We start from the raw sequence: 13681 nt of genomic DNA on the forward strand, positions 1-13681 counted from the left end.
TTTGGGTATATTTCACTTCGGACCGTGACGTTTTGCCGAACGCGCGGTCTAATCGACGTGTTTTCATCGTCATCTTTTAGAGTGCAGCGCGTCGCGAGACACTCTTTTTTAACCAGGAATGTTGATCAGGGGTTCACATGCAGGGCACAAAAATTCGACTCTTAACCGGCGGTTTGCTGATGATGGCAGCAGCCAGTTATGTGCAGGCAGATGCGCTCCAGCCAGACCCGGCCTGGCAACAAGGCACGCTAGCGAACGGTTTTCAGTGGCAGGTGTTATCTACTCCACAGCGTCCCAGCGATCGTATTGAAATCCGTCTGTCCGTAAATACCGGCTCCCTTACGGAAAGCACTCAGCAAACCGGTTTTAGCCATTTTATTCCCCGTCTGGCGCTCACGCAGAGCGGCAGCTTGCAGGCAGTACAGGTGCGTTCGCTGTGGCAACAGGCCATCGATCCGAAACGTCCCCTTCCTCCGGCTGTGGTCTCCTATGACTACACCATGTTTAACCTGAGCCTGCCAAATAACCGTAACGACCTGCTTAAAGAAGCCCTTACCTATCTCTCCGATGCCTCTGGCAACCTGGCGATTACGCCGGACACCGTGAACTATGCGTTGAGCAACGGCGACATGGTGGCGACCTGGCCTGCGGATACCAAAGAGGGCTGGTGGCGTTACCGTCTGAAAGGCTCAACATTGCTGGGGCACGATCCGGCAGAGCCGCTGAAGCAGCCGGTGGACGTCGAACAGGTAAAATCGTTCTACCAGAAATGGTACACCCCGGACGCGATGACGCTGATCGTCGTCGGCAATGTGGATAGCCGCGCGGTGGTTGAGCAGATCAACAAAGCGTTTGGCGATCTGAAGGGCAAACGCGAAACGCCAGCCCCTGTCCCGACGCTCTCTCCGCTGCGCGCCGAGCCTGTCAGCATTATGACGGACACCGTGCGCCAGGACAGGCTCTCCGTGATGTGGGATAACGCCTGGCAGCCTATTCGCGAGTCTGCGGCGCTGCTGCGCTACTGGCGTGCCGATCTGGCGCGTGAAGCGTTGTTCTGGCACGTTCAGCAGACGCTCAGCAAAAACAACGTGAAGAACATTGGCCTTGGCTTTGACTGCCGCGTGCTGTTCCAGCGTGCGCAATGTGCCATTAACGTTGAATCGCCGGGCGATAAACTGAATGCGAACCTGGGTGTGGTGGCGAAAGAGCTGGCAAAAGTGCGTAAAGAGGGGCTCTCTGAAGAGGAGTTCAACGCGCTGCTGGCCCAGAAAAAACTGGAGCTGCAGAAGCTGTTTGCCACCTACGCTCGCGCCGATACCGACATTCTGATCAGCCAGCGGATTCGCTCCCTGCAGAATCAGGTTGTCGACATTGCGCCTGAGCAGTACCAGAAGCTGCGTCAGGACTTCCTGAACGGTCTGACTGTGAATATGCTGAATCAGGATTTACGTCAGCAGCTGTCTCAGGATATGGCGTTGATCCTTCTGCAGCCGAAAGGCGAGCCGGAATATGACATGAAGGAACTTCAGAAGACCTGGGATTCCATTATGGCCACCGCGTCGCAGCCGGCGCAGGCTGCAACAGCTGATGATCTACACCAGGACGCGTCGGATATTCCGCAGGGGCAGTAACCCCCTCACGCTAACCCTCTCCCCTTTGGGGAGAGGGTTAGGGGAAACTAAACAGGCATCGCCTCGCGCGGAATAATTGCCCCGCGATACTGAATCACGGTGCTGGCCGTCAGGTGCCCACGCTGTGCCGCCGCTTCCGGCGTTCCCCCCGTCAGGCGTACCGCCAGGTAGCCCGCGCTGAAGGAATCCCCCGCCGCGGTGGTATCAATCACTTTCTCTTTGGCCAGCTTCACCGCAGGGACCTCAACCACCGCTTCACCCGCAATCGCGACCAGGCACGACTCCGCGCCGCGCTTAATCACCACTTCGCTCACGCCTGCCGCCTGCGTGCGGGCAATCACATCCTCAACCGGCTTTTCACCCCACAGGGCGTCTTCATCATCGAGCGTCAGGAAGGCGATATCCGTGCACTGCAGCATCTGCTGATAAACCTGCTGCGTCTCTTCGCGGCTGGCCCACAGGCGCGGGCGGTAGTTGTTATCAAAAATCACCTTCCCGCCGTTGGCGCGGCATTCGCGCAGCAGTGAGAGCAGCTTTTCGCGGCTGGTCGGGCTTAAAATCGCCAGGCTAATGCCGCTCAGATAGAGATAGTCAAACGTCGCCAGCTCTTCGCAGATGGCCGCAGCTGCGTCGCTCTCCAGCCAGAATTTGGCCGCGGCTTCGTTACGCCAGTAATAAAACGTGCGTTCGCCGGTGCTGTCAGTTTCGATGTAGTACAGTCCAGGCAGGCGGTTTTCCATACGCTGTATAAGCGAGGTGTCAACATGTTCACTTTGCCAGGCTTCCAGCATCTGCTGGCTGAAGCTGTCCGTACCAAGGGCGGTGACGTAGTTCACGGCGAGTGCCTCAGGCGCAACCTGACGGGCAATGTAAACCGAGGTGTTTAACGTATCGCCACCAAATCCGCGGCTGACTTCCGCGCCTTTTTGTGACAGCTCAATCATGCATTCGCCAATCACGGCAATTTTTTTGGACATAGTCGTGAACCTGAACAGAAGAATTTTCAGCAGTGTGCGCCGAGTGAATTAGATGGTCAACTATATTAAAACGGTGTTCCATTATTTTATTTGAGCCAGCGCGTGTTCCGGCAAATTTCTGTCATCTTAATTTCATTTTCACGGTGAATTGAACATAAAGTTCTCAATTATCGCGCCGATAATCCTGTGACGAGTCCAGAAAGGCTATCCCAACAACAGGACATCTGAAATGAAGTCAGAGCAGGTTATCCAGCGGCTGAGCACTACGCCTGAGGCAAGTATTGAGAACTTGCAGGAGCATCGCTACTGGCTGCAATGTGAGCGCGCGTACACCTGGCAGCCGATCTATCGAACGGACGGTCGGCTGATGGCAATTGAAATTTTGACCGTCGTTACGCATCCCTCAAACCCTACTCAGCGCATCGCGCCGGATCGCTATTTTGCCGAAGTTGCCGTTCGCCAGCGTCTGGACGTGCTGGAAGAGCAGCTCCGTATGCTGGCGACGAAACAGGCCTTTTTCGAGCAGCATACGATCCTCGCCTCGGTGAACGTGGATGGCCCAACTCTGCTGGCGCTGCGTCAGAACGCGAAGCTGCAGGAGCTGATCGCCACCCTGCCGTGGCTGCGCTTTGAGCTGGTGGAGCACGTGCGCCTGCCGCAGGATTCCTCGTTTGCGTCAATGTGTGAATTTGGCCCGCTGTGGCTGGATGACTTTGGCACCGGTATGGCGAACTTCTCGGCCCTCAGCGAAGTGCGCTACGACTACATCAAGGTGGCCCGCGATCTGTTCATCATGCTGCGCCAGACCTCGGAAGGGCGGAATCTGTTTACACTGTTATTGCAGTTGATGAATCGCTATTGCCAGGGGGTGATCGTTGAAGGCGTGGAAACGCTGGAAGAGTGGCGTGATGTGCAAAACTCTCCCGCAGCGGCGGCGCAAGGCTATTTCCTCTCTCGCCCTGTGCCGATGGATCTCCTCGAAAGCGCCAGAACGACCCTCTGATAGCCCCGTTTCCCTTTGTCTGGACTATAGTTTTACAGGACAGGTCATCAGGAAAGGGGATAACAATGACAAAAACAACCAGGGTCATTTCCTGGATTACAGGGATTTTCTTGTTGTTGATCGCGATCGTCGTCATCATTATCGCGACGTTTGACTGGAACCGCCTTAAGCCGACCATCAACCAGAAAGTCTCAACTGAGCTGAACCGTCCCTTCGCCATTCGTGGCGATCTGGGTGTGGTATGGGAGCGTCAGAAAGAGGAGACCGGCTGGCGAAGCTGGATCCCCTGGCCGCACGTCCACGCCGACGACATTATTCTCGGCAACCCGCCAGATATCCCCGAAGTGACCATGGTGCATCTGCCGCGCGTGGAAGCCACGCTGGCGCCGCTAGCGCTCCTGACCAAAACCGTCTATCTGCCGTGGATCAAGCTCCAGCAGCCCGATGCGCGCCTGATCCGCCTCTCTGAAAAAAACAATAACTGGTCGTTTAACCTTGCCAGCGACGGCGAAAAAGATCCGAATGCCCAGCCCTCTTCGTGGTCATTCCGTCTGGACAATATTCTTTTCGATCGCGGGCGGATCGCCATCGACGATAAGGTCAGCAAGGCAGACGTGGAGATCCTGGTCGATCCGCTGGGTAAACCGCTGCCGTTTAGCGAAGTCACGGGCAATAAAGCGAAAGGCGATAGCGCCAAAGCGGGTGATTATGTCTTCGGCCTGACGGCAAAAGGGCGCTACAACGGTCAGCCGCTTAACGGGAAAGGGAAAATCGGCGGCATGCTGGCGCTCCGGAGCGAAGGCATGCCGTTCCCGGTACAGGCGGATTTCCGCTCGGGGAATACGCGAGTGGCGTTTGTGGGGACGGTCAACGACCCGATGAACATGGGGGGCGTCGACCTGCAGCTCAAGTTCGCCGGTGACTCGCTTGGCGAACTGTATGAACTGACCGGCGTACTGCTGCCGGATACCCCGCCGTTCGAAACGGACGGGCATTTGGTTGCCAAAATTGATACCGAAAAATCGTCCGTTTTCGACTACCGGGATTTCAACGGCCGCATCGGCGACAGCGATATTCACGGCACGCTGACCTACACCACCGGAAAACCACGGCCAAAACTGGAAGGGGATGTCGAATCCCGCCAGCTGCGTCTGGCCGATCTTGGCCCGCTGATAGGCGTGGATTCGGGCAAAGGGACAAAGTCAAAAGAGGTTAAGAAGGACGTTCAGCCTGCGGGAAAAGTGCTGCCTTACGATCGCTTTGAAACCGATAAGTGGGACGTGATGGATGCAGATGTGCGCTTCAAAGGGCGCAAGATTGAGCATGGCAGCACGCTGCCGCTGAGCGATCTCTCGACGCATATCATCCTGAAAAATGCCGACCTGCGCCTGCAGCCGCTGAAGTTTGGCATGGCGGGCGGGACGATTTCCTCTAACATTCACCTGGAAGGCGATAAAAAGCCGATGCAGGGGCGGGCGGAGATCCAGGCGCGTCGATTGAAGCTGAAAGAGCTGATGCCGAACGTGGAGCTGATGCAGAAAACCCTCGGTGAAATGAACGGCGATGCGGACATTCGCGGGGTGGGGAATTCCGTGGCGGCACTGCTGGGCAGCGGCAACGGTAACCTGAAACTGCTAATGAACGACGGTCTGGTCAGCCGCAACCTGATGGAGATCCTGGGGCTGAACGTCGGTAACTTTATCATCGGGCAAATCTTTGGCGATGACGAGGTGCGGGTGAACTGCGCGGCGGCGAATGTGGATCTGGTTAACGGCGTGGCGCGTCCGCAGATTTTTGCCTTCGACACGGAAAACGCGGTGATTAACGTGACCGGTACCGCCAGCATGGCCTCCGAACAGCTGGATTTGACCATCGATCCGGAAAGTAAGGGGATTCGTATTATTACCCTGCGCTCGCCGCTTTACGTGCGTGGGACCTTCAAAAATCCGCAGGCGGGCGTCAAGCCCGGGCCGCTGATTGCGCGTGGCGCGGTGGCCGCAGCCCTCGCGACGTTGGTCACCCCGGCCGCTGCGCTGCTGGCGTTGATTTCGCCGTCAGAAGGCGAGGCGAATCAATGCCGGACGATTTTGTCGCAGATGAAGAAGTAAGGTGCGGTTTGTTATTGCCGGGTAAGGCGTAGCCGCCACCCGGCATTAGCTTACAGCGCCTGATGCTTAGTCTCATGCGTCAGCAGCAGCGCAATCAACGTCAGCGCCGCCATGGCCGCCAGATAAACGCCCACGTAGAACAGACCATAATTTGCCTGCAGCCAGGTGGCGATATACGGTGCCACGGACGCGCCCAGAATAGACGAGACGTTATAGGAGAACGACGCGCCGGTATAACGCACTTCCGTCGGGAACAGCTCCGGCAGCAGCGCGCCCATCGGGCCGAAGGTCAGCCCCATCAGGCTCAGGCCAATCAGCAGGTACGCCATCACCAGCGCCGGGCTACCTGAACTCAGCAGCGGCGGGAAGACGAACAGAGCAAACAGAATGATCAGCGTGGTGATCGTAATCATGCTCGCACGACGACCAAACTTATCCGCCAGCAGGCCGGCAATCGGTACCATCACGCCAAACCCAATCACCGCCATCATCAGCATCCACAGCACTTCGTTACGCGGCAGGCCCAGCCCAACCGGCGCGGCGGCGGTACTGTAGGTCATGGAGTACACCGTCATGATGTAGAACAGCGTGTAGGTCGCCAGCATGATAAACGTGCCCAGCACGGTCACGCGCACGTGTTTGGTCAGCAGGGTGCCCAGCGGCACTTTTACCTGTTTTTTCGCCGCGGCTACTTTTGCGAACACCGGCGTCTCATGCAGGGAAACACGCACATACAGGCCAATCAGCACCAGCACGGCCGAGAAGACAAACGGGATACGCCAGCCCCAGCTCATGAACTGTTCATCCGTCAGCAGCCAGGAGAGCAGCAGGAAGGTCCCGTTGGCAAAGAAGAAGCCAATCGGCGCGCCAAGCTGCGGGAATGAACCGTACAGCGCGCGTTTACGCGGCGGGGCGTTCTCGGTCGCCAGCAGCGCCGCGCCACCCCATTCACCGCCCAGCCCCAGACCCTGACCAAAACGCGCCAGCGCCAGCAGGACCGGCGCCAGAATGCCGATGGTTTCGTAGGTCGGCAGCAGGCCGATCGCCACGGTGGAGATGCCCATCGTCAGCAGCGAGGCCACCAGGGTGACCTTGCGCCCAATACGATCGCCGAAGTGTCCAAACAGCGCGGAGCCAATCGGACGCGCCACAAACGCGATAGCAAAGGTCGCCAGGGACTGTAGCGTCGCCGCCGTCGGGTCTCCCTGCGGGAAGAAAATATGCGGGAAAACGATGACCGCTGCGGTGGCGTAAATGTAAAAGTCGAAGAACTCAATGGCGGTGCCAATCAGCGATGCGACGACAACTTTATTGCGCGAGTTTACCGGGACGTTTTCCGCACCAGAGTCGAGTGTTGTGGCTGTTGATTGCATAATATTTTCTTATTTTTTGTCGAACGAAAGGCCATATTACGCACAGCAAAAGCGACATTTCAATCTGTAACAAAATAGCTTCCTGATTATAAAATCAACAAAAAGCGGATAATGTTCAGGCCAGCCAAAATGCTTCCATGAAATGCTTCACGTTTTTTAAATATTGGTGGATAAAACTGGTTTTCGGTTAAATAAAAGTTACGGACTGGATTTATATGCTGAAATGATGAGTCGGGCTGAAATATCAGCCCGAGAGCGGAATTAACGATGTGTTTTTCCGGGCATTCGCGTGTCGCCTTTGTACTCGGCGGTGGCAATCCACGCCGCGCAGAACAGGGTTAAACGCGCGAAGAAGTAGAAGAACGCCATCAGCCCGAGCACCGAGCCAAATGCCGCGCCGGACGGGGATTTCACCAGTGACGGCAGCGTGTAAGTCATCACGATCTTAATCACTTCAAAGCCGATCGCCGCAATCAATGTGCCGCGGAGCAGCGCCTTCTTACGCGGACGATGCCGAGGCAAGCGCCAGAAAATCCAGAAGAACAGCAGGTAGTTGGCGAAGATAGAAATCGCCAGTCCGATGCCGCGCCAGGCGGGCTTCAGCCATTCGATGTAATCAAGATAGAGCGCAGAAATAATCATCTGCTGCGCGGAGCCCGCCACGGAGGTAATGGAGAGCGTGACGACGAGCGCGATAAGCAGGCCAATCAGCGAAATAAAGTCGCGGAAATATTTAACCCAAATTTTCTCCTGATCCTGCGGTTTACGCTCCCACACCTCGCGCGACTGGGCGCGAATAGCTTCGCGGAGGTTGCCCATCCAGTTAACGCCGGAGTAAAGGGCGATGAGCAAACCGACGATCCCGACGGTGGTGCGCTGCTGAACGGCGGTGTTAATCGTGCTTTTCAGCGTGGTGGCGAGGGTCGGGTCACTGACGTTATTCAGGATCTTATTGAAAATATCCTGCAGCAGCGTTGGATGTGACGCGAGTACAAAACCGGCCGCAGCAAACGACACCATCAGGATGGGGATCATCGACAGGAACGAAAAATAGGTGATCGCGGCACCGAACTGGTTCCCCATGCGGTCATTAAAGCGCTCGGTCGCACGTATAAGATGCGCAACCATGGGAAACTGCTGAATTTTCTCCGCCAGGCTGGTGACGGTGCCCAGCGCCTTGCTGGCGGTACCAGGGGCTTTAGCCTCTTCCGGCTCGGTTTCCATCTTCTTGATGGGTTCATAATCTAAATGTTGGGTGGGTCGTTGCGGGTTATTTTCCGGCGTCACGCGTCTTTTCCTTTTTCGTTTGGCTGGATGTTACTGAATTATAGCTTGCGACTAGTCCACGTAAGCTTTTGTGAGTTCGGTTAGCCACTCCATAAACAGGTGAACCCGGCGAGAGAGGTTGCGCCGGTGGGGGTAAATCAGGGAGACAGGCATCGGTTCCGCGCGATACTGCGGGAGGATCTCAATCAGTTTCTTTGCGCGCAGCAGGTCGCGCACCCCAACGCGCGGGGCCTGAATGATCCCCAGCCCGGCAAGGCAGGCGGCCTGGTAAGTTTCCGTGCTGTTGACGGTTAGCACCCCGCCCGTTTTTATCCACTGCGTCGTGCTTCCGTTATAAAATTCAAAGCCCTGAGGGCGGCTTCCCAGCATCGCGGCATAATGAATCACGGCGTGCGAGCCCAAATCGTCCAGCGTGTCAGGGTAGCCAAAACGCGCCAGATAATCCGGGCTGGCGCAGTTGATCACCGACAGCTTGCCCAGCGGACGGGCTATCAGCCCTGAGTCCTTCAGGGAACCCACGCGGACCACGCAATCAAACCCTTCCCGGACCACATCCACCAGACGATCGCTGCTGCTGAGCTCCAGTTCGATACCCGGATACTGCTGTAAAAACGCAGGCAGTTTGGGGATGACGACATTTCGAGCAACGCTAACGGGCATATCCACGCGCAGCCTTCCGCTGATGCTGGAGGGATCGTGCTGAAACATACCGTCCAGCTCATCCAGGTTCGCCAGCAGATCTTTTGCCCGTTCATAATAGACCATGCCGTCCTGCGTCAGGCTGACGCGGCGCGTGGTGCGGTGCAGTAGCTGAGTGCCAAGCCGGTTTTCCAGTGCCTGAATTTGCCGGGAAACGCTGCCTTTCGGCAGCGTTAATGTCTCTGCCGCGCGGGAAAAACTCTCCAGTTCCGCGACGCGAACAAACAGCTGCATTGCGTGAATTTTATCCATAGATGAAGCTCATTGTTGTTTGTACTGAAACAGTGAAGCGTTATTACCCATCTTTATTGATCTTCTATCACCTAATAAGCTCTTTCTCAATCTCCATAACAGCCAAAACGAGGTTTATGATGACTGAACGTATCGCATTAGTGACGGGTGGTAGCCGCGGCTTAGGTAAAAACGCTGCGTTAAAGCTGGCTGCAGACGGCACGGGAATTATCCTGACCTACAATCGTAGCCAGCAGGAAGCGCTGGAAGTTGTGCGCGAAATTCAGGAAAAAGGCGTCAAGGCGGCGGCATTAAAGCTCAATGTCGGGGATATCGCCAGTTTCGAAAATTTTGCTCAACAGCTTCAGGAGATCCTGAAGAGCGTCTGGCAGCGCGAAACATTTGATTATTTATTGAACAATGCCGGAACGGGTTTATACGCACCCTATACCGAAACGACGGAAGCCCAGTTTGATGAGGCGCTGAACATTCACTTCAAAGGGCCTTTCTTCCTGACACAGCGCCTGCTGCCTCTGCTTAACGACGGGGGGCGGATCCTCAATGTCTCCAGCGGACTGGCCCGCTTCACCCAGCCAGGCTCAGGAACCTACGCGGCCATGAAAGGGGCGATGGAAGTGCTCACCCGCTATCAGGCGAAGGAGCTTGGAGCGCGCGGTATCTCCGTCAATATTATCGCACCAGGCGCGATCGAAACCGACTTTGGCGGTGGGCGCGTGCGCGACAACGCGCAGCTTAACCAGATGCTGGCGTCGCAGACGGCGCTGGGGCGGGTAGGTTTGCCGGACGATATCGGGGATGCCATTGCGGCGCTGCTTAGCGATAAGCTTGGCTGGATGAACGCGCAACGTATTGAAGTGTCAGGCGGTATGTTCCTGTGATGTCTGATGTTAAGGGGAGGGAACCCCTTAAGGAAATCCTTAATATGGATGTGTCAAAATGCGGGTAAATATAAAAACCACTCGCGGATTTGTAACCTCTCCATTCATTGAGTTTTTTCTTAAATAGCGCCTATGTAGAATCCCCCTTCGCTATTCTCAGAGGGAGAAATACGATGCGAGTAATCATGTTTGACAGGCAGTCGATATTTATTCATGGAGCGATACACGGTTTGCAGAAATTAATTCCTGAAATAAATATAACGGGGGCTTGTCAGGCAGACGATTTATGGACGCAAATATCCGCGTCACCGTCTGCTATCGTCATGATTGACGGCAATTTAATTCAGGATGAGGGGAGTTCTTTCCTGGATGAAATTATGCATCGCTTCCCGTCGGTACGGGTGATGATGGTTCTGGCAAAAAAAGAGACCCGATGGGTTGAACAACTCATGCAGCGAAACGTGATGGCTATTATCCCCCGTAACGCTAACCCTGAGCGGTTTGCCGCCGTGCTGGATTCCGTGTCCAGAGGGATGGTCTGCTTTCCCGCTGAGTGGGTCAGCCAGCAATCGTCAACGCAGGCGTTACTTTCCTTAAGCGAGCGTCAGCGTGAGGTGCTGAAGCTGCTGGCGGCGGGCGAATCAAACAAAGAAATTGGTCGCAATCTCAACATCAGTGCGGCCACGGTAAAAGCGCATCTGGAAGCGCTTTTTCGCCGGCTGGAGGTAAAAAACCGAACCCAGGCAGCCATGTACTACACCCGGGCGACGGCCTGAAGCAGCGCTTTCGGGAGTGAAGACGTCACGCCGAAACTCAGTATCATCAGTACCAGCGCGTCATGCTGCTGCTGGGTTAATGGATGTATACACTTTTCCCGCAGCAGCGTTTCACACAGCTGAATATCTTCATGGAGTAAATATTCCGCCTGAAGAGGCGTGATAAGGCCGTGAAAATTTTCCCGTTCGCGGATCACATGCCCATAGCCGATAACCCATACACCCTTTTCATCACGATATTTCTCCAGTGAAAGCCCTTGATGTTTCTTTATTAATTCTATGGCGGCAGAAGATATATTTAGCGCATGACCGTTCATATTCGTTTCCTCTTAATGGCGATACTGTAGAGGAATCGCGGTACGAGCAATATCCGCCAAATGGCTGTTGATCAGGAATTATTGTTCAGGTATTCCTGCCGTAATAACCCAAATAACCAGTCATTTTGCCAGCGACCGGAAAGGTAATAGCTTTCACGTAGCTCGCCTTCCAGCTGGAAGCGAGCTTTTTCCAGCAGGCGCCTGGAGGCGACGTTTCCCGCGGTGACGGTGGCGGTGAGCCGACGAATACCGCCCTGATGAAAGGCGTAATCGCAAAGCGCCTGCAGGGATTCGAAGCCGTAACCTTTGCCCTGCGCCTCGGGGGCAAAAAGAAAGCCCACTTCGGCGCAATCTTCTTCCCGATGAATATACCCGGTAACGCCCAGCGGGGCCTGTGAGAGGGCATCACGTACGACGAGGCACAGCCAGTGCGCGCTGCCTGGCGTCCAGGGCGTCAGGCGCGAATCAAACGCCTCCCGGATCGCTGCGACGGGGCGGTTCTCCGCAACAAAGCGCATGACTTCGGGGTGTTGCTGCAACGCCAGAAAAAAGGGCCAGTCTTGCTCCTGCAGGGGCGAGCAGTTCAGGCGTGAGGTCATTAAAACTGGCATTAAGATTCTCCTGAAGCATTTTAAATGATTTTAGGGTTGTCACTTTATTTCAACAGAAAGTCAGGTATGGTTAAGCGCGTATAAATAAAAAGAAAAACGGCCGTTAGTGCCCATTCCGGATGTCTTCGCTGTCGCTTAAGGAAAACAATGACTCTCAGCACATCACATCATATCCGCGAACAGTTTGAACACTGTCTGGCGGTCATTCGCCAGGCGTCGGTGGAAATCTTGCTTCTTCTGAATGTACATGTTTCTGAGGGGAAAGATCCACGCTGGTTTCTGGAACAGCTGGACAGCGCGCGTTTAGGGCTCGGGGGATGGGCTACGGTTGCGAAGAAGCTTAACCTGAATGATGCCGAGATGTCGGAATTTACGCTGCAGCTGCGCCTGCTGCAGCAGCGCGTCCCGCAGTACGAAAGCGGGCAGGATGTCAGTGAAAACCAGCTTATTGCGGCGATGCGGTTTGTGACTACGCTGGAACATCTTCGTCTGCAGCAGCCGCTTCTGACCTACAGCACCGAGCTGGCCCCGGGAAGTGAACTCCAGCAACAGCAGGCGCACAAGCAGGTACGCGCAATTGAGTTAATGATTAAAGGCCTCATTCAGCAGGCCTGGCCCGATCAGGTGCGGCTCAATAATCATCTTAAAACCTTATTTAACGCTGACCGCGTACGGCGCTGGCTGAAGCATGGCGAAATCAACGATGTCCTGAGCGGCATGATGTTCAGTGAACTGGCGCAAATGCTGGTGGATAAAAAAGAGTTCAGCCGCTATTACGCCTCGCTGTTTAACGACCCGTCCATGCTGACGCTCCTGGTGGAGCCGCGCAAAACGCTGCAAACCTTCCTCGACGACATTCGACAAATTCGCAACAGCATTACGGTGCAGAAAACGTTAAGTTCGGCGCAAATTCAGCTGCTGGATAACTACTACATGCAGATCTCCCGTCCGGTTCAACGCGCGTTTGAGGAGGGGAGAACGCGCGTCAACCCGGCCGGATTCATGGCGGTGGATGCCAGCGAGCTGCACGCGTTCTGGGAAAAGGCGCAAAAAATGGATCGGGTTACCGGTGGGGATCTGTTTGAAGTCCGCGACACGATTGAAAAGCCGACCCAGCGCGCCCCGCGCACGCCCGAACAGCGTGAGCAGCTTATATCGGGTGCGCTATGGGGAGCGGTCGGCGTGATGGTGATTGCCATCGTGGTAGGCGGCTTCTGGCTGGTGACCAGCAGCAAACCGCAGCCTGCGGCCGAAAATACGGCGCAAGCGGCGGCTCCGCCGCAGGAGATGCGCGAAACCCCTTCCTCGCGCGAGACGCTGACGCGCATGGGAGTGACCTGGGACGAGAGTAATTTCCGTTCGGCGATTAACCGCAACGATACCCGCGTGGCGCTGCTCTTTTTGCAGGGTGGGATGGACTGGAAGCTGTCATGGACCGAAGAGGCGATGTCGGCAGGCTATGACGACGTTCTGGAGCTTATGCTGCGCTATCGGCAGAACATGGCAGAAGAGAAGCCGTGTCGTCGTTTCATCAATACGCTCAGCCACGCCATGTCAAACGGCGAGTCCCTGACGTCAATACGTAAAGAGTATCTGAAAGCGTTCTGCACCGTGCCGGCCGTGGTGAAGCGCCAGAAGCACGATCTTGAGATGGCAATGCGACGCGCGCAGTCACAGCCGGATGCCACCACGAAAAAATGGCAGTCTATTCAGACCGCCATTTATGAGGTGATTCGCTAACGTTTTCCCCTCTCCCCAGAGGGGAGAGG

Annotated in this window: 12 protein-coding genes; 6 read left to right on the plus strand and 6 right to left on the minus strand. The window is 55.6% G+C overall.

Going from position 1 to position 13681, the window contains the following annotated elements; genetic code table 11:
- The first annotated feature begins 137 nt into the window (after nt 1–137).
- Nucleotides 138–1631, plus strand: coding sequence for a pitrilysin family protein (locus IM291_RS17990; RefSeq protein ID WP_041911852.1), 1494 nt, complete (start codon nt 138–140; stop codon nt 1629–1631).
- 47 nt (nt 1632–1678) lie between these two features.
- Here IM291_RS17990 and IM291_RS17995 read toward each other — a convergent pair whose 3' ends face one another.
- Nucleotides 1679–2608 carry a sugar kinase gene (locus IM291_RS17995; protein WP_192971962.1) on the minus strand — a complete coding sequence of 310 codons (930 nt, stop codon included), beginning with the start codon at nt 2606–2608 and terminating at the stop codon, nt 1679–1681.
- A gap of 229 nt (nt 2609–2837) precedes the next feature.
- Between IM291_RS17995 and pdeH the strand changes: the two genes are divergently transcribed.
- Entirely contained in the window at nt 2838–3611 is a 774-nt protein-coding gene (pdeH, locus tag IM291_RS18000) for a cyclic-guanylate-specific phosphodiesterase (protein WP_192971961.1), read from the plus strand.
- 65 nt (nt 3612–3676) lie between these two features.
- Nucleotides 3677–5719 carry an AsmA family protein gene (locus IM291_RS18005; RefSeq protein ID WP_192987425.1) on the plus strand — a complete coding sequence of 681 codons (2043 nt, stop codon included), beginning with the start codon at nt 3677–3679 and terminating at the stop codon, nt 5717–5719.
- A 50-nt stretch (nt 5720–5769) separates the two neighbouring features.
- On the opposite strand, the gene IM291_RS18010 is transcribed toward IM291_RS18005, so the two are convergent.
- From IM291_RS18010 to IM291_RS18020, 3 genes are all read right to left on the minus strand, one after another.
- Complete coding sequence (locus IM291_RS18010; protein WP_028014749.1) at nt 5770–7092, minus strand: MFS transporter; 1323 nt, start codon at nt 7090–7092, stop codon at nt 5770–5772.
- A gap of 261 nt (nt 7093–7353) precedes the next feature.
- Complete coding sequence (gene yhjD / locus IM291_RS18015) at nt 7354–8379, minus strand: inner membrane protein YhjD (RefSeq protein ID WP_192971959.1); 1026 nt, start codon at nt 8377–8379, stop codon at nt 7354–7356.
- A gap of 51 nt (nt 8380–8430) precedes the next feature.
- On the minus strand, nt 8431–9330 hold the full coding sequence (locus tag IM291_RS18020; RefSeq protein ID WP_192987426.1) for a LysR family transcriptional regulator: 900 nt from the start codon (nt 9328–9330) through the stop codon (nt 8431–8433).
- A gap of 119 nt (nt 9331–9449) precedes the next feature.
- Between IM291_RS18020 and IM291_RS18025 the strand changes: the two genes are divergently transcribed.
- Together IM291_RS18025 and IM291_RS18030 are read left to right on the plus strand one after the other, a co-directional pair.
- Entirely contained in the window at nt 9450–10208 is a 759-nt protein-coding gene (locus tag IM291_RS18025; protein ID WP_028014746.1) for an SDR family NAD(P)-dependent oxidoreductase, read from the plus strand.
- Nucleotides 10209–10381: 173 nt separating this feature from the next.
- On the plus strand, nt 10382–10984 hold the full coding sequence (locus IM291_RS18030; protein WP_192987427.1) for a response regulator transcription factor: 603 nt from the start codon (nt 10382–10384) through the stop codon (nt 10982–10984).
- Here IM291_RS18030 and IM291_RS18035 read toward each other — a convergent pair.
- Both IM291_RS18035 and IM291_RS18040 read right to left on the minus strand, forming a co-directional pair.
- Complete coding sequence (locus IM291_RS18035) at nt 10963–11301, minus strand: lysozyme (protein WP_028014744.1); 339 nt, start codon at nt 11299–11301, stop codon at nt 10963–10965. The genes IM291_RS18030 and IM291_RS18035 overlap by 22 nt on opposite strands.
- Nucleotides 11302–11372: 71 nt before the next feature.
- Entirely contained in the window at nt 11373–11912 is a 540-nt protein-coding gene (locus IM291_RS18040; protein ID WP_028014743.1) for a GNAT family N-acetyltransferase, read from the minus strand.
- A 147-nt stretch (nt 11913–12059) separates the two neighbouring features.
- On the opposite strand from IM291_RS18040, the gene IM291_RS18045 reads away from it, so the two are divergent.
- Nucleotides 12060–13652 (plus strand): STY4199 family HEPN domain-containing protein, encoded by a 1593-nt coding sequence (locus IM291_RS18045; RefSeq protein ID WP_192987428.1) that lies wholly within the window; start codon nt 12060–12062, stop codon nt 13650–13652.
- Nucleotides 13653–13681: the final 29 nt, after the last annotated feature.

Source organism: Enterobacter cloacae complex sp. P27C, from assembly GCF_014895705.1.
Lineage (GTDB): Bacteria > Pseudomonadota > Gammaproteobacteria > Enterobacterales > Enterobacteriaceae > Enterobacter > Enterobacter bugandensis.